Origin of the sequence: Geomonas oryzae (assembly GCF_004117875.1) — a bacterium.
GTDB classification, from domain to species: Bacteria; Desulfobacterota; Desulfuromonadia; order Geobacterales; family Geobacteraceae; genus Geomonas; species Geomonas oryzae.
In genome coordinates, this window is sequence record NZ_RAHW01000001.1 from 913,655 (window position 1) to 929,527 (window position 15,873).

The 15,873-nt window shown below is 65.1% G+C and carries 15 protein-coding genes; 14 read left to right on the forward strand and 1 reads right to left on the reverse strand.

Features of this window, described 5'->3' with window-relative positions:
* Positions 1-47 precede the first annotated feature (47 nt).
* The 6 genes from D6Z24_RS04125 (at position 48) to D6Z24_RS04150 (ending at position 6,328) form a co-directional block, all read left to right on the forward strand.
* Entirely contained in the window at positions 48-1,412 is a 1,365-nt protein-coding gene (locus D6Z24_RS04125) for a glycosyltransferase family 87 protein (RefSeq protein WP_129125256.1), read from the forward strand.
* 30 nt (positions 1,413-1,442) lie between these two features.
* On the forward strand, positions 1,443-1,961 hold the full coding sequence (gene dcd, locus D6Z24_RS04130) for a dCTP deaminase (RefSeq protein ID WP_129125257.1): 519 nt from the start codon (positions 1,443-1,445) through the stop codon (positions 1,959-1,961).
* 228 nt (positions 1,962-2,189) lie between these two features.
* Positions 2,190-2,870 carry a response regulator transcription factor gene (locus tag D6Z24_RS04135; protein ID WP_129125258.1) on the forward strand — a complete coding sequence of 227 codons (681 nt, stop codon included), beginning with the start codon at positions 2,190-2,192 and terminating at the stop codon, positions 2,868-2,870.
* Entirely contained in the window at positions 2,867-4,225 is a 1,359-nt protein-coding gene (locus tag D6Z24_RS04140; RefSeq protein ID WP_129125259.1) for a sensor histidine kinase, read from the forward strand. Before D6Z24_RS04135 ends, D6Z24_RS04140 begins: the two co-directional genes overlap by 4 nt.
* Before the next feature lie 51 nt (positions 4,226-4,276).
* The gene (locus D6Z24_RS04145; RefSeq protein ID WP_129125260.1) at positions 4,277-5,506 is read left to right on the forward strand and encodes a hypothetical protein; all 1,230 of its coding nucleotides are present in this window, start codon (positions 4,277-4,279) and stop codon (positions 5,504-5,506) included.
* Between the two features lie 87 nt (positions 5,507-5,593).
* On the forward strand, positions 5,594-6,328 hold the full coding sequence (locus D6Z24_RS04150) for a LamG domain-containing protein (RefSeq protein ID WP_129125261.1): 735 nt from the start codon (positions 5,594-5,596) through the stop codon (positions 6,326-6,328).
* Here the strand turns inward: D6Z24_RS04150 and D6Z24_RS04155 are convergent.
* Positions 6,315-8,066: a response regulator gene (locus tag D6Z24_RS04155; protein ID WP_129125262.1), complete on the reverse strand. Its 1,752-nt coding sequence runs from the start codon at positions 8,064-8,066 to the stop codon at positions 6,315-6,317. The genes D6Z24_RS04150 and D6Z24_RS04155 overlap by 14 nt on opposite strands.
* A 186-nt stretch (positions 8,067-8,252) precedes the next feature.
* Between D6Z24_RS04155 and D6Z24_RS04160 the strand changes: the two genes are divergently transcribed.
* The 8 genes from D6Z24_RS04160 (at position 8,253) to D6Z24_RS04195 (ending at position 15,816) form a co-directional block, all read left to right on the forward strand.
* Positions 8,253-8,912, forward strand: coding sequence for a Crp/Fnr family transcriptional regulator (locus tag D6Z24_RS04160; protein WP_129125263.1), 660 nt, complete (start codon positions 8,253-8,255; stop codon positions 8,910-8,912).
* Positions 8,913-9,070: 158 nt separating this feature from the next.
* A complete protein-coding gene (locus tag D6Z24_RS22120) occupies positions 9,071-9,973 on the forward strand; it encodes an NADH-quinone oxidoreductase subunit B family protein (protein WP_129125264.1) in 903 nt (300 codons plus the stop codon).
* Positions 9,970-10,686, forward strand: coding sequence for an NADH-quinone oxidoreductase subunit C (locus tag D6Z24_RS04170; protein ID WP_129125265.1), 717 nt, complete (start codon positions 9,970-9,972; stop codon positions 10,684-10,686). Before D6Z24_RS22120 ends, D6Z24_RS04170 begins: the two co-directional genes overlap by 4 nt.
* Positions 10,683-11,765 carry a hydrogenase large subunit gene (locus D6Z24_RS04175; RefSeq protein ID WP_129125266.1) on the forward strand — a complete coding sequence of 361 codons (1,083 nt, stop codon included), beginning with the start codon at positions 10,683-10,685 and terminating at the stop codon, positions 11,763-11,765. Before D6Z24_RS04170 ends, D6Z24_RS04175 begins: the two co-directional genes overlap by 4 nt.
* Positions 11,766-11,774: 9 nt before the next feature.
* Positions 11,775-12,128 carry a hydrogenase maturation nickel metallochaperone HypA gene (hypA, locus tag D6Z24_RS04180; protein WP_129125267.1) on the forward strand — a complete coding sequence of 118 codons (354 nt, stop codon included), beginning with the start codon at positions 11,775-11,777 and terminating at the stop codon, positions 12,126-12,128.
* 168 nt (positions 12,129-12,296) lie between these two features.
* Entirely contained in the window at positions 12,297-12,863 is a 567-nt protein-coding gene (locus D6Z24_RS04185) for a 4Fe-4S dicluster domain-containing protein (RefSeq protein WP_129125268.1), read from the forward strand.
* Positions 12,860-14,767: an anaerobic carbon-monoxide dehydrogenase catalytic subunit gene (cooS, locus tag D6Z24_RS04190; RefSeq protein ID WP_129125269.1), complete on the forward strand. Its 1,908-nt coding sequence runs from the start codon at positions 12,860-12,862 to the stop codon at positions 14,765-14,767. The genes D6Z24_RS04185 and cooS overlap by 4 nt, the downstream gene beginning before the upstream one ends.
* A gap of 143 nt (positions 14,768-14,910) precedes the next feature.
* Positions 14,911-15,816, forward strand: coding sequence for an ATP-binding protein (locus D6Z24_RS04195; protein ID WP_246014554.1), 906 nt, complete (start codon positions 14,911-14,913; stop codon positions 15,814-15,816).
* Positions 15,817-15,873 lie beyond the last annotated feature (57 nt).

Here is a 15,873-nt window from a genome sequence, read left to right on the forward strand (position 1 = left end):
CTGATCTTGGTGTGATGACATCCTGACGTAATGTGAACGGAGGGGGTGTGGCAGAGTCCGGACATGTCATAAAGAGGATAGTCGTCTCGATGCCGTCGTTCGTCAAGCCGGTCCTGGCGACTCTCATTGCCATCCTCGGAGTGCTCTCCATCCAGCGCGTGATCCAGTACTTCGCGCCCGACTTCATCTACCAGAAGGATTTTATCCAGGAGTACCTCCTGGCAAAGGCCGTTCTCACCGGCACCGATCCCTACGCTCCACTTCCCGACCTGGCGGCCCGCTTCCTCGGACCGCTCGCCAACGAGGTTTTCCTGCATCCGACACCCCATCCCCCGGCCGTCGGACTGCTCTTTGCCCCGCTTGGCCTTCTTTCCTACCAGCATGCGGTGCAGACGTGGTTCGTCATCCAGCTCGCTCTCGTGGCGGCGTCGGTGTACGGCGTGTTGCGCTGCCTCGCGGTGCGGCCGACGCCCTTCGCGGTGGCCACCTGCTTCTTTCTCGCAGTCTCCTGGAGCCCGTTTTTTCAGGACCTGGTGCTCGGCCAGTTGATGACCCTGAAACTGGCCTTGCTTGTCGGCGCCTGGTACTCGATAAGAAGCGGCCGGGATACCGGCGGCGGCGTTTTCCTCGGTGCCGCAATCGCCGTGAAATTCATCGCGTGGCCGCTGGTACTTCTCCTTGCCGTGCAGAGACGCTGGAAGGCGGTGGCCGCGGCGGCGGTAACCGTCATCGCGGCCAACGGCGTCGCCGCCATGGTCATCGGGAGTGACGCCGTCACCGCCTACTACACCAAGGTCGGGCCCCAGGTCTCCTCGCTGTACCGCGGACACGCTTCCAACTTCTCGGCCTGGAGCCTTGCCGCGAGGCTCTTCGCTGGAACGGACTCACCTGTTATGTGCGGCGTCAAGGCGGCCCCGGCGTGGAGCTCACCCGAACTCGCCGGGCCCCTCGCGTGCGTCGCGCCGGTAGCGCTGCTCGGTGTGGGTTTGTTCGCCGCCGCTCGCCTGGCGCGATTTTCCATCGATGCCGCCTTTGCTTTCATGGTCTGCGTCAGCATCCTGGTCTCTCCGGTCGCCTGGAACTGCTATCTCGTCCTGTCAGCCATCCCTGCCGCCTTGGTCGCGAAACGGCTGGTTGAGCGGCAGTTCCCGGTGGGCCTCACCAACGCAGCCATCATGGCCGGGGTGCTTTTGATGGTGCCGCCGGACACGCTGAACCGAGCGATGATCGCCATGGGCGACCCTGCCCTTGTCGTGCCGTGCCGCCCGGTGGTCCCCTTCCCGGTCACCGCGATCAGCTTGGTCCCGCTCGCCGGGGTACTGGGGCTTATGTGGCTTGTGTGGACCCTGGAACGCCTGTCCGTGCGGAATGAGGTGGTGGATGTACAGAGGGCGAAGGGGCTGCCCGGATAAGGAAGCCAGTGCACACCAGGGAGGTGGAAAATGTCGATACTCGTAGGCCGGGAGATAACGTCGGCGATCGGACGCGGGGAGATAACCATAGAGCCGCTGGACCCTTCCCAGATCGGGCCGGGATCCGTAGATCTCACCCTCGGAAACGACTTCAGGATCTTCAAGAAGCAGACCGGGCTCTGCCATGTGCACAACGAGTCGGATTTCGCCGACGTGACCGAAGCGGTGTCCGTGGCGGAAGGGGAGTTCATCACCATCGCACCCTGCGAGATGGTGCTAGGTATCACCAGGGAGCGCATAACGCTTGCGGAGACCATCGCCGGATGGCTCGAGGGACGCAGCCGCTTCGCCCGTTTCGGTCTGGCGGTTCATGTCACGGCCGGGTTCATGCAACCCGGAATCTCGAACCGGCAGGTGCTGGAAATCGTGAACCTGGGGCACAAGCCGCTGGCGCTCTATCCGGGGACGAGAATCTGCCAGTTCGTTTTCGAGCGCTGCATCGGAACGGCTACATATCACGGGAAGTTCTTCGATCAGCTGAAGCCTTGATCCACGCCTTTGCTTTACGCGCCGCCAGACAACGGTGCCTTCCTATCTCCCGTCCGGGTATTGTTGCAAGGCCGGCTTCAGGTCAACTTCTGCCGTCATCAACCGGGCGGACCGGCCGTGCATCGGTAAGCCTGCGCCCTGACGGCTATTCTTACTTCTTTGTCAGAACAACTTCAGTTGAGCCGGATGACAATTTCGCTGATACTGCGAACAGTTCAAGGAGCGTGCATGCACGTGTTGGTGATAGAGGACGAGAAGAAGGTGGCCGATGCCTTGAAGGTTGGGCTCGAGGCCGAGCAGTACCAGGTGAGCGTGGCGTACACCGGTGAAGATGGGTTCTATCAACTGAGTGCCGGCTTCTTCGATTTGGTCCTGCTCGATCTGATGCTGCCGGGGCGCGACGGGCTCGAGATCCTGACCACCATGAGAAAGCGCGGCTTTGAGACTCCGGTGCTGATACTGACCGCGCGCGACTCGATCGAGGATCGCGTTCTCGGGCTGGACAGCGGTGCCGACGAGTACCTGGTGAAGCCGTTCGCGTTCCCGGAGCTGTTGGCCCGCATCAGGCTGATCCTGCGCCGGGAAAAGAAGGAGACTCAGGTGAAGCTCTCCCTGGGGGAACTGGAGATGGACCTAGTGGGGCGGAAGGTGAAGCGCGACGGCGAGGTAATCGAGCTGACGGTCAAGGAATTTCAGCTCCTCGAGTACCTGTTGCGCAACCAGGGGAGCGTGGTGACCCGCGAGATGCTGGCGCGGGACGTCTGGCAGGTGAAGGAACGATCGACCCCGCTCGACAACGTGATCGACGTGCACGTCGCCAGGCTCAGGCGCAAGGTGGACGGCCCGTTCGAGCGTAAGCTGCTCAGGACGGTGCGAGGGCTCGGGTTCACCATGGAGCAAGGGCAATGACGCTTAGACCGCGCAGCATACGGTTGCGCTTGACCGTCTGGTACGCCGCCGCCCTGGCCGCCATCGTGATCGCCTTCGCGCTCGGGGTCTACCTCTTCGTCCGCGCCAGCCTGCTGCGCGAGATGGACGCCCAACTGGCGCGCGACCTCGTCACGGTGACCCGGGTGCTGCGCGAGGAGCCGTTCGAGATCAACGAACTGGCGCAGCACGGCTCGGTGGAATTTTTCCAGGTGAGCCAGGGGAACGTGGTCGTCGCCGAGACGCCCGGGTGGAGCAGGGAGGTGCTGGAGAAGGCGCTCGCCGGGATGCCGGAGAGCCCCGCGCGCTCCTGGCGTTCACAAGGGGGGCAACCCTTCCGGATCAGGAGCACGGTGCTGCAGTTGCCGGGACAGCCGCGTGTCGTCGTCGCCGAGAACGAACAGACGCTGAGAAAGAGTCTGGAAAGCATCGCCATCATCCTGCTCGTGGGAAGCCCGCTGGCCGTGCTCGCGGCGGTGTTGGGCGGGTATCTGCTGGCGGGGCGGGTCCTCGTTCCCATCGAGACGATGACGGCGCGGGCAGGTGCCATAACGGCGGAGCGGCTTTCCGAGCGGCTCCCGGTGGAAAACCCCGACGACGAGTTCGGCCGCTTGGCGCTCATGCTGAACGGCACCTTCGCACGGCTGGAGGATTCCTTCGAAAGGCTGCGCCGTTTCAGCGCCGACGCCTCGCACGAGTTGCGCACGCCGCTCACCGCACTCAGGAGCGTGGGAGAAGTAGGGTTGCAGCGGGAGCTGGATGTCGCCGGCTGCCGCGAGGTGATTGCCAGCATGCTGGAGGAATCGGACCGGCTGACCAGGTTGGTGGACAGCTTGCTGACCTTGAGCCGCGGCGACGCGGGGGTGCTCACTGCGACGCGGGAGCGGGTGGATCTCAGGGAGATGGCGGCGGAGGCGGCGGAGATGATCGGCGTGCTGGCGGAAGAAAAGGGGCAGGTGATCGGAATGCAGGGTGAACAGGGCGTCTGTGCGATGGTGAATCCCGAGATGCTGCGCCAGGCGCTGATCAACCTTTTGGACAATGCGGTGAAGTACTCACCGCAGCAGGGACGCATCGAGGTTCGGGTGCACCGGACGGAGCGGGGCGAGGCCGCGTTGGAGGTGCAGGACCAGGGGCCGGGGATCGCGAGGGAGCACCAGGAACTGATTTTCGACCGGTTCTACCGCGCCGACCCGGGACGGTCGCGCGAGCAGGGGGGGGCGGGGCTGGGGCTTGCGATCACGCGGCAGGCGGTGGAGCTGAACGGCGGCAGGATCGAATTGGAGAGCGAGGCGGGGCAGGGCTGCAGGTTCACCCTACTGTTCCCGCTGGCATAAATCACCTTGGACGGGGTAACAAAGGCGGCGCTGCCCGCCACAGGAGGAAAAATGAAAAAGACCATCGTATCAGGATGCACCGGGGCCATTGTCATGCTGTTGGCCGGGGCGACGCTGGCCGCTGCCGCAGGGATGAACTTCCCGCAGGGGACCGCGACCCCCGCTGAGACCTGTGGTGCTTGCCACAAGGCGATCTACCGCGAGTTCGCCTTCGGCTTCGGCAGCGACCTGCACTACCAGCCGACCACCATCCCGCAGAAGGAAGGGGAGGCGATCCCGATGCCGGCCGGCGTTTCGGCGACGGCCACCGCCCACGCCTTCGCCGGGGCCGAACGGTATCCGGTGCATGCCCGGGAGGCCGAGGAGGAAGGTCGTTCCTGCAACGTCTGCCATTATCCCGAGCCCTTCGCCGTCCCCGACATCAACGTGGTGGAGATGACCAAGCCCAAGGCGCGCGGCAAGGAGAAGGAGGCGGTCGGCATCACCTGTGCGAGCTGCCATCTCACCCCGGAAGGAAAGATCCGCTCCGCACATGCCGTTAATGCCCCGCACGACACGGTCGCCGATCCCGCCATTCAGACTTCGGCCATGTGCGCCTACTGCCACAGCATGGGCAAGCGCGCGGTCGGCAAGCAGACCCAGACCTTCTTGGAGTGGCGCGACGACTTCTTTAAACCGGGGCTGGGCAAGCAGCAGTGTCAGGATTGTCACATGCCGCGCACCATGCGCAAGGTCGCCGAGGATTATGACAACCCGGAGCGCCCGGTGGCTCGCCACCTGTGGACCGGTGGGCGTTCCCAGCAGCGCCTGGCGAGCGCGCTCAGCATGGCGATCAGCCAGCCCGACGAGGGTAAGGCAGATCTCGCCTTCCACCTGATCAACATCGGCGCGGGACACTCGGTTCCCACTGGTTCCAACCGTCGCGCAGTCTACCTGAACGTCACGGTCCTGGACCGGATGGGCAAGCCCGTAGCGACCAGGGAATGGATGTTCGCCCCTTCCTACGGCCCCCGCCCGGACGACAGGAAATTTCTCGAGGAGGACAAGAAGCGTCCCGATGCGATCGCGGCGAGTCAGGCCGATGCCCAAGGGCCGCATGAGGCGATCATAAGGGCCGGCGAGGAGCGCATCCTCACCTGGACCCCGGCGTTGCCGAGCGGCGATTATACTGTGAAGGCGCGCCTCATCTACGACCTGAACCGTTACAACAGCCGCACCTATGCCGACGACCAAACCGAGATGAACGGGGCCACCCTGGCCTTCAAGATCAAGAAGAGCTGAGCAATGGGCGCGCCGGGAGTGATAGCGTTTGCTCCCGGCGCGCCGAAACCGATGGTAACGCATTAGTACCGGCAGGAGTGATGACAGATGAGCCAGGTGGAGAGGACCTTCAGGAAAATATTGACGATACTGGCGACGGCGACGGCCTTGGCAATGGTCACAACGGCGTTACCGGCCCTGGCCAAGGGGCAGATCGGTTTTGCCGGGGAGAAGCCGGGAGCAGAAGCGCGGAGTTTCAGCGCGCTGGTCGGGACGTGGCACGTGGACCGGGACGGGATCCGCGCCGTCTACGCGGTCGACGGCCGAAGCTGGGAGCAGGGCGTCCTGGCTCCGGCTGCCCCCGTCAAGGCGAAGGCGCTCTACGGAGCGGGCTCGCAACAGTTTCTCACGGGAGTGGAGCGGTACCGCTACTTCCCGCTGTCGATCTGCAACGAGGTCAGAAACTTCCGCGGCGGGAGCATCGAGGTGGCCTTCAAGGGGGTGAGCGGCACGATCGACCAGGCGGCGGGGATCGCCTTCGACATCAAGCCGAACGGGGACTACCTGTTGCTGCGCGCCAACGCACTGGAGGACAACCTGGTCCTGTTCCGTATGGAGCAGGGGCGGCGGGCAACGGTGCAGTGGGCCGGCAAGGTGCCGGTTCCATCCGGCCGGTGGCACGATCTCAAGGTCGTCGTCGAAGGGAAGAGGATCCTCGGATACCTGAACGGGGTGAAGTATGTGGACGAGCCGTGGAGTGAACCGGTCGACGGTCGCATCGGCCTCTGGTCGAAGGCCGATTCCTATGTTTTCTTCGACAGGTTCACCGTCACGGAGAGATGAATTCCGAGGGACAGCAGGGCTTAAGCCACCTCGCCATCACTGCCCGGAGCTGCTCGAGGCTGAAGGGCTTGCTGAGATAGTCGTCCATGCCGGCGCCGAGACAGAATTCGCGGGAGCCGGCCATGGCGTGGGCGGTGAGGGCGACGATGGTGGTATGCCTGCCGGTGCCGCGCTCCTTGAGGCGTATCGCGTGAGTCGCCTCGTAACCGTCGAGCTCCGGCATCTGGCAGTCCATGAAGACGAGATCGTACTCCTTGCAGGAGAGCGCGGCGATCGCCTGCACCCCGTTTTGCACCACGTCGACCTGGCACCCGAGCGCGGTGATCATGGCGTGGGCCACTTCGCAGTTGACCGGGTTGTCTTCGGCCAGGAGCACGTGCGCGGCAAAGGCCGCCGCGGAGTTTTCCTCCCCCGCGCACGCTTCCAGGCGGGGCAACTCTCGCCGAAGCTCGGGTGCCTGGGGGGCCTTGCCGAGAAAGACGATGAAGCTGAAGGTGGAGCCGCGCCCCGGCTCGCTTTCGACGCCGATCTCGCCTCCCATCAGCTCGACCAGCTGTTTCGCGATGGCGAGCCCGAGACCGGTCCCTCCGTATCGGCGCGTGGTGGAGCCGTCCACCTGGGCGAAGAGGTCGAAGACGGTGCCGAGCGACTGCGCCGGAATGCCGATGCCGGTGTCCTTCACCTCGAACCCGACGCAATGCCCGGCTCCGCTTTCCTCCACGAGATTGACCCGGACCTCGACCGCCCCCTGCTCGGTGAACTTTAGGCCGTTGTTGATGATGTTGATCAGCACCTGGCGCAGGCGGTTCGGGTCCCCTACGGCGTGGCGCGGAACCTCCGCCGCCACCTCGAGCTCGACCGCCACCCCCTTGCGCCGCCCGACCTCGCGGTACAGCTCGACGGCCCCCTGCACCGCGTCGTGCAGGTCGAAGGTGATTCTCTCCAGCTCCAGCTTCCCCGCCTCGATCTTCGAGATGTTGAGGATGTCGTTGATGATGGCGAGCAGCGACGCGCCTGAGTGGTGCAGCATCTCGGCGTAGCCGCGCTGCCTCTGGTCCAGGTCGGTGCGCAGCAAAAGCTCCGCCATGCCGAGCACGCCGTTCATCGGGGTGCGGATCTCGTGGCTCATGTTGGCGAGAAACTGCGACTTCGCACGGTTCGCCGCTTCGGCCGCCTCCTTGGCCTGCTTGAGCTCCGCGATGATCGCCTTCTGGTGCAGGTTTGCCCGGGAGAGCTCCGCGGTGCGCTGGGACACCTTCTCCTCTAGGTCGCTGTTCGCCTGACGCAGTTCCATCATGATGCGCGTGTTCTCGACGGCGAGGTCGGCCAGGGTGCGCACCAGGTCGTCGTGCTCGCTCATGAGGCGACGACGCTCCAGCGTCTTGTTCACGGTGGCGAGCACCATCTCGAGGTCGTCGAAGGGCTTGAAGAGGTAATCCTGGGCCCCAAGGCGCAGCGCCTGCACCGCGGTCTCAAGCGACACGTGGCTGGTCATGATGATGACGTCGACGCCGGGGTGGGTCTCCCCCATGGCGCGCAGCACCTCGATGCCGCTGATCCCCGGCAGGCGCACGTCGAGCATGACGAGCTTGTGCGGCGTCCGCTGCAGTTCCTCGAGGCACTCCTCGCCGGTCGCGACCCCTGAGCTGTCGTACTCCTCCTTGCTGAAGAGTTCGACCAAGACCGAAGTCACCACCTCGTTGTCGTCGACGATCAGGATGTCGCGTCCCGTTCCCATGAATCGCTCCCCGTTTAAAATCACATTGGAGAAGGCTAACAAAAAAAGAGCCTGCGGCAAGATTTGAGCGGGCAGGTGTTGCCTTGCAGTCACCGGCCGTATACGCATAGGGCGCGTCACCCGTCTTGCCTTTTGCGTTCGGGCTGCTTCATAATGCGCCCGTAACTCTCCTTGGAGGAGCTATCGATGCATAAGAAGATGAAGCTTTCCGACGCGGACCTCCTCTCGCTCTTCCAGGCCGATCCCGACTTTCAGGCAGGCTTCACGCCGCGCCGCTACGACAGAAAGACCCTCATCTATTCCCCCTTCGAGGAGAAAAACCTCGTCTTCGTGGTGCGTAGCGGCAGGCTGCGCATCTACCTCGCCTACGAGGACAAGGAGTTCACCCTGGCTCTCCTGGAGAAGGGAGACGTCTTCAGCACCCACACCCCCGCCTTCGTGCAGGCCCTCGAGGGGGCCGAGATCCTTGTCTGCAGCACAACGACCTTCCGGGAGGCGCTGGCCCGCCGCCCTGAATTCTCTCTCACCATGGTGAAGGTGCTGGGCGAACTGCTGCAGAGTTCCATCCAGACCATAGAGGGGCTTGCCTTTAAGGACGTCCGGCTGCGCCTGGTGGAATTCCTTGTGGGTGCGGCGGCGGACCGCGGGCGTGTGACCCCGGAGGGGACCGTGGTGCAGTTAGGCCTCGGCACCGAAGACATCGCCCTCCTGGTCGGCACCACCCGCCAGACCATCTCGCAGATCGTCAACGACTTCATCAAGGCAGACCTGTTGCAGAAGATCGACCGCAAGACCCTCCTCATCAAGGACCTGGACGTGCTCAAAGAGATGAAGGAAATTCCCTGATCCCGTCGATAGTTCATTGCCGGAACCACATCCAGTCGGTCCGGTAATTCCTGCCTAAAAAAGAAAAATCCCGAATTGTCGGCTCTCCGACAGACCGCACGCTCTTTTTCCCCTACATTGCCTCCCATGCTGCAACTTGTCCGCAATGGGAGATCTTGATGCACATCCAGGCAGAAGGAACTGCGATAAAGCCGGTGCGGCTCTTCCGCATCAACACCGGGTCCTGCAACGGCTGCGACGTGGAACTGGCGGTGACCTCGGCGGTGACGGAATTCGACGTGGAGCAGCTTAACTGCCGCTACACCGAGTCGGCACACGAGGCGGACATCGTTCTCGTAACCGGGCCGCTGACCGTCCGCGCGAGGGAAGAGGTGCTGCGGCTCTACGCTGAGACGCCGCGGGAAAAGGTCACTGTCGCAGTCGGCGTATGCCCTGTGTCCGGAGGCGTTTTCCGCGGCAGCTACGCGGTCGATGGTCCGCTCGAGCGCTACCTGCCGGTCGACGTGAACATCCCGGGTTGTCCGCCGCGTCCCCAGGCCCTGCTGGCGGGGATCCGCGAAGCGCTGGAGATCCGCCATGCCCGGCACGAGGGGGGGGAGCCGAAACGGGCGCCGGGGGATCGGAAGCAAAGTGACACCGACAACTTTCCCGCCCGAGGCAGGCTCAGTTTCGACGCCGGCGCCTGCGTGGACTGCCGCATGTGCCGCCATGTCTGTGCCGCCGGCGCGATCCGCTTCGAAGAGGGAGAAAACGGCGTCCGCCTGACCCTTTGGCATAACAGCTGCGTTTTCTGCGGTCTTTGCAGCTACTACTGCCCCACCGGCGCCCTCTCCGTTACCGGCGACTGGCGCCTCGACCACCCCGCCGCTCACACCTTCCGTCAAGTCGAGCGGGGCGAGGTCCCCTACGCACCCTGCGCCGGCTGCGGCGAGCCCATCATCCCGGCCGCCCCGCAGCTCCTGCACGACGCCTTCCGCCGCCCCAACCCCGACATCGAACGACTGAAAAGCCTCTGCCCGGCCTGCCGGCAGCAGATGAGCATAGGAGTGCCCAGACGATGAGCGATTGCATCAAACTGACAAACGACGATCCCGGAAAGAATCCCCTCTCCCTCCGGGAGAGGGTGGCCGCAGGCCGGGTGAGGGCGTTGCCGCGAAGTGAGGAGCTCGTTACTGCCGATGCCCTCACCCCGGCCCTCTCCCGGGGGGAGAGGGTGCCCGAAGGGGAGGTGAGGGATGGCATTCTGACCGGGTTCATCACTAAGGTCGCCGCCGCAATGACCTGCGCGGCGGGCGAAGAAACGGTGATTGAATGGCGCCGGGACCGCAAGGGGGTCCTGACCGGCTGGTGCTGGCTCCCTTGCGGCGAGTCCTTGCTCCCGGCGGCGCGAGCCGTGGCGGAGCTCAAGGGCCGGCTCGCCATGGTGACCGCATACCTTCCGGAAAGGGGCAAGGAGAAGGGCGAGCGCGAGATCGCCTACCACTTCGACCTGGACGGCGCCACGCTGACTCTCACCGTTATTCTCCCGCTTCAGTGGGCGCGGGTTCCCTCGCTCACCCCTATCTTCCGCAACTGTGACTGGCAGGAGCGGGAGCTGATGGAACTCTACGACGTGCAGGTGGTGGGGCATCCCGACCCGAGGCGCCTGTTCCTCGATCACTCGCTACCCCACGCCCCATTCGAGCGCCTGGTGCCTTATTCCACCTTCACCAATGCGGCGACCGGCAAGGCTCTCTGGGACAAGGTCCTGGCCGGTGAGCGGGAGGACGCATGACGACCAAGATCATCGAACTTGGGCCGCACCAGTTGGCCCTCGAGGAGCCGATGTACTTTCGGGTGCAACTGGATGGGGACCGGGTCGCCGACCTGGACGTTCTCCCAGGTCAGGTGCATCGCGGCATGGAACACCTGGTGATGCGCCGCAACTTCTACCAGAACATCACCCTGCTGGAGCGCCTCTGCTCCCTTTGTTCCAACAGCCATCCGAGCACCTTCTGCGCTGCGGTGGAGGAGGTGGCCGGCATCGCCATTCCCGAGCGGGCCGAGTATCTGCGCGCCGTGGCCGACGAGATCAAGCGCATCGCCTCGCACCTCTTCTGCTGCGCCGTGCAGGCGAACGTGATTGGGGAAACGGCACTTTTTCGGCGCGTCATGGAGGTCCGCGAGATCATGCAGCGCGCCAAGGAGGCGATCTACGGCAACCGCATGGACCTGGCGGCGAACGTGATCGGCGGCGTGCGCTACGACCTGAGCGCCGAGGGGGCCGCTTTCCTCGCGCGGCAGATGGAGGCGATGAAACAGCCGCTGGACGAGCTCTACCTGCAATACGGGAACAACCCGGCACTCCTCGTGCGCATGGCCGGGGTCGGGGTGCTGCCGCGCGAGGCGGCGCTGGAGTACGCCGTGGTGGGGCCGGTGGCGCGCGGGTGCGGCATCGACTACGACGTGCGCAAGAAGAGTCCTTACTGCGCCTACGACCGGCTGGAGTTCGAGGTCGCCGTGCAGGAGGCGGGGGACGTCCGGGCGCGCAACCTGGTGCGTCTTGCCGAGGCGCGCCAGTCGGTCTCCCTCATCGAACAGTGCCTCAAGGGGCTTCCCCGCGGTCCGGTATGCGCAGACACCCTCCCCGAGATCCCGGCGGGGGAGGCGATTGCCAAGTCCGAGGCGCCGCGGGGCGAGCTCATGTACTACCTGAGGACGGACGGTTCGGACATGCCGGTGCGTCTCAAGTGGCGCGTCCCCTCCTACATGAACTGGGATGCCTTAAAGGTGATGCTGAAGGGGGAGCCGGTTGCGAACATCCCGCTCATCGTCAACAGCATCGATCCCTGCATCGCCTGCACGGACCGTTAGGGGGGCGCCATGCACGAGATCACCCTCGTTACCGGGCTTTTCGAAATCATCAAGGAGCAGGTGGCGGCGCGCGGCATCGAGTCCATCTCCAAGGTACGCCTGAAGGTGGGGGCGCTCGCGGCGGTCGAGCCGATGACGCTTACCGCCTGCTTCGAGGTGGTGGCCGAGGGGACCGTGGCCGAGGGGGCGCAACTGGAGATCGAGGAGGTGCCGCTCACCGGCCGATGTCGCGGCTGCGGGGCGGACTTCAGGATAGAAAAGTTCAGCTTCATCTGCCCTTGCTGCGGAGGAGGGGCGGTCGAGATGACCGGCGGGAGGGAGCTGTACCTGGAGAGCCTGGAAGCAAAGATGAAACCGCTTTGAGTCCCTCGCCCTCCGGGAGAGGGTGCCCGAAGGGCGGGTGAGGGCGCTGCCCCCTGCCGATATTTTGCCACTGCCTACACCCTCGCCCTGCCCCTCTCCCAGAGGGAGAGGGAATGTGGACGAGTGGGTGGAAGATCGAATGTAATCAGGACATGCAAAGGAGACCAAATGAAGCGACAACGTGAAAATGCCATCGTCTTTGCCTACCCGGAGCGCTGTCTCGGCTGTCACGGCTGCGAACTCGCCTGCGCCGTGGCCCATTCCGGCACCGGGCTGCACCAGGCGGCGCTCTCGGGACTCACCCTGAGACCGCGCAACAAGGTGGTGGCGGCGGGAGGCGTCATGATGCCGGTGCAGTGCCGCCAGTGCGAGGACGCACCCTGTGCCGCGGCGTGCCCCACCGGGGCCATGCTGCAGGAAAGCGGGCAGGTCGGGGTGCGGGAGAAGAACTGCGTCGGGTGCAAGGTCTGCGTCATGGTCTGCCCTTTCGGCGCGATCAGCGTGAAGCACGAGGGGAGCGAGCCCGAGAGCTGCCGCACCAACGGCGGTATCGCGCGCAAGTGCGACCTCTGCGCCGGTACCGGACGCGAGGCCCCGGCCTGCGTGGAGGGGTGCCCGACCAAGGCGCTCTCGCTTGTCGACCTGGAAGAGTACCGTCAGACCCTTATCGAGGCGCGGGCCGCCGAGCTGGCCCAGTCCCTACAACATCTCAAATCAAGGAAGGCAAGGATATGACCATGAAGCTCAGCACCGATCCGTCCGCGGCGACCCTGTTGCCCATCGCGAAAAAAGAAGGGATCTCCACCGTCTGGGACCGCCACCGCGCCATGCAGCCCCAGTGCGGCTTCGGCCAGTTGGGCGTCTGTTGCCGCATCTGCTGGAAGGGCCCCTGCCGCATCGACCCGTTCGGCGACGGACCGCAGCGCGGCATCTGCGGCGCGGATGCCGACACCATCGTCGCGAGAAACGTGATCCGCATGATCGCGGCGGGCGCGGCGGGACACTCCGAGCACGGCCGCCACGTGGCGCTCGCCCTGCAGGGAGTGGCGGAGGGGAGGCTCCCCGCCTACCAGATCCGCGACGAAGCGAAGCTGCGCGCCGTCGCGGCGAAGCTGGACATCTGCACCGAGGGACGGGACATTCCGGCCATCGCCGCGGCGGTAGCCAAGGCGACCCTCGAGGACTTCCAGAACCAGGACCACGACGCCCCCTGCAACTGGATCGAGGCCACCCTCACCAAGAAACGGCTGGAGCGGCTGCAGGCCCTGCACGTACTGCCGCACAACATCGACGCGGTGATCACGCAGATCATGGGGCGCACCCTGGTGGGATGCGACGCCGACCCGGTCAACCTGATCCTGGGCGGCATCAAGGGAGCCCTCGCCGACTTCGACGGCATGTGCCTTGCCACTGAACTCTCCGACGCCCTCTTCGGCGCTCCCGCCCCCGTGGTGACCGCGGCGAACCTCGGCGTCATCAAGCCGGACGCGGTCAACATCGCGGTGCATGGCCACAATCCCCTTCTGAGCGAGGTGGTCTGCGAGGTTGCGGGGCTGATGGACGAGGAGGCGAGGAAGGCAGGCGCCAAGGAGGGGATCAACATCGTCGGCATCTGCTGCACCGGGAACGAGGTGATGGTGCGCCACGGCATTCCGCTCGCGGCGAACTACCTCTCCCAGGAGCTCGCGCTCGTCACCGGCGCGGTGGACGCCATGGTGGTCGACGTGCAGTGCATCATGCCCTCGGTGAGCGAGATCGGTGCTTGCTTCCACACCGCCGTGATCACCACGATGGCGGAGAACAAGATCCCTGGCGCAACGCACGTCGACTTCAAGGAGGAGACCGCCTTGGAGAACGCGCGCCGTATCGTCGCCACCGCCATCGAGGCGTACAAGAGGCGCGACCCGCGCAGGGTGAACATCCCGGACTTCAAGCAGACCGCCATCGTCGGGTTCGGCGTCGAGTCCGTGGTGGGGGCGCTGGCCACCCTGAACGCCGAAGATCCGCTCCAGCCGCTCATCGAGAACATCGCCAACGGCAACATCCGCGGCATCGCTCTTTTCGCCGGCTGCAACTCGACCCAGGTGGCGCAGGACAGCAGTTTCGTCACCATGGCGAAGAAACTCGCCGCCAACAACGTGCTCATGCTCGCTACCGGCTGCGGCGCCGGGTCCTTCGCGAAGCACGGCCTGATGACCCAGGAGGCGACGCTCGAGTACGCAGGCGAGTCGCTCAAGGCGGTCCTGACCGCGATCGGTACTTCGGCCGGTCTGAACGGGCCGCTCCCCCTGGTGCTGCACATGGGGTCCTGCGTGGACAACAGCCGCGCCGTCCAGGTGGCCGTGGCGGTCGCCGACAAGCTGGGCGTCGATCTCGATCAGCTTCCTCTCGTTGCCTCGGCGCCCGAGGCGATGTCGGAGAAGGCGGTCGCCATCGGGACCTGGAGCGTCGCGCTCGGTATCCCGACCCATTTGGGCACCATGCCGCAGGTGACTGGGTCGGCCAAGGTGACCGAGCTCCTCACCCGGACCGCGAAGGATCTGCTGGGGGGATACTTCCTGGTCGAGCTTGACCCGGAGGTCGCGGCGGACAAGCTCCTGGAGGTGATCGAGGAGCGCAGGAAGGGGCTGGGGATATAGGCGCCCGAGTTTCCCCCTCCCCTTGCGGGAGGGGGACAGGGGGTGGGGGAATTCGCCATCAGCGGTGCCGGTTGCAGCTTCACCCACCCCCCCCAGCCCCCTCCCGTCAAGGGAGGGGGAGACGAGACAAGGAGATAGAAAGGATGTGCGACCATCACAACCACGCGCATGACCACGACCACCATCATAACCATCATCACGATCATGGACATGGCGGCCATCATCACGACCCCCATCTCCACGCCGTACCGCAGCGCGGGCCGGGGCTGAAGATCGCCATCACCGGCAAGGGGGGCGTCGGGAAGACCACCTTCGCGAGCCTCCTCTGCCGCGTCTTCACCGACGACGGCGGCCGCGTGCTGGCCGTCGACGCCGATCCCGACGCAAATCTGGCCGCAGCACTCGGCATCCCGGCGGAACGTGCGGCGGACCTCCAGCCGGTGGCGCGCATGAAGGAGCTCGCCGAGGAGCGCACCGGGGCCGCCGGCGGCTATGGCTCATTCTTCAAGCTGAACCCGAAGGTGAGCGACCTCCCGGAGCAGTTCTGCCTGGAGCACGAAGGGGTCCGTTTCCTCTGGATGGGCACCCTGGAGCAGGGGGGACGCGGCTGTGCCTGCCCGGAAAGCACCCTGGTGAAGCGCCTCATGGGGCACCTTCTCCTCGAGCGTGACGAAGTGGTCATCATGGACATGGAGGCGGGGCTCGAACACCTGGGACGCCGCACCGCCGAAGCGGTGGACGCGCTGGTGGTCGTGGTGGAGCCGGGGCAGCGCAGCCTTCAGACAGCGCACCAGATCGTGAAACTCGCCGGGGACTTAGGCATCGAGGAGGTTTTCGTGGTGGGAAGCAAGGTGCGCGACGCGGAGGACCTGCGCCTCATCGAAGCGGCGATACCGCCGGAGCGTCTGCTCGGGAGCATCGCCTTCTGCGAGGAGGTGCGGCGCGCCGACCGCGAGAACGTCGCTCCGGACCGGCTGAGCCCGCAAGCGCTCCGTGAGGCGCGGGGGATAAAGAACCGGCTGCTGGAAAGGCGCGGTAAGTCGGCGTAGCTTTCAAGTCGGGATCACGGGGCGTCCGGCTCCGAAAAGGCGTGGACTCGGGCACTG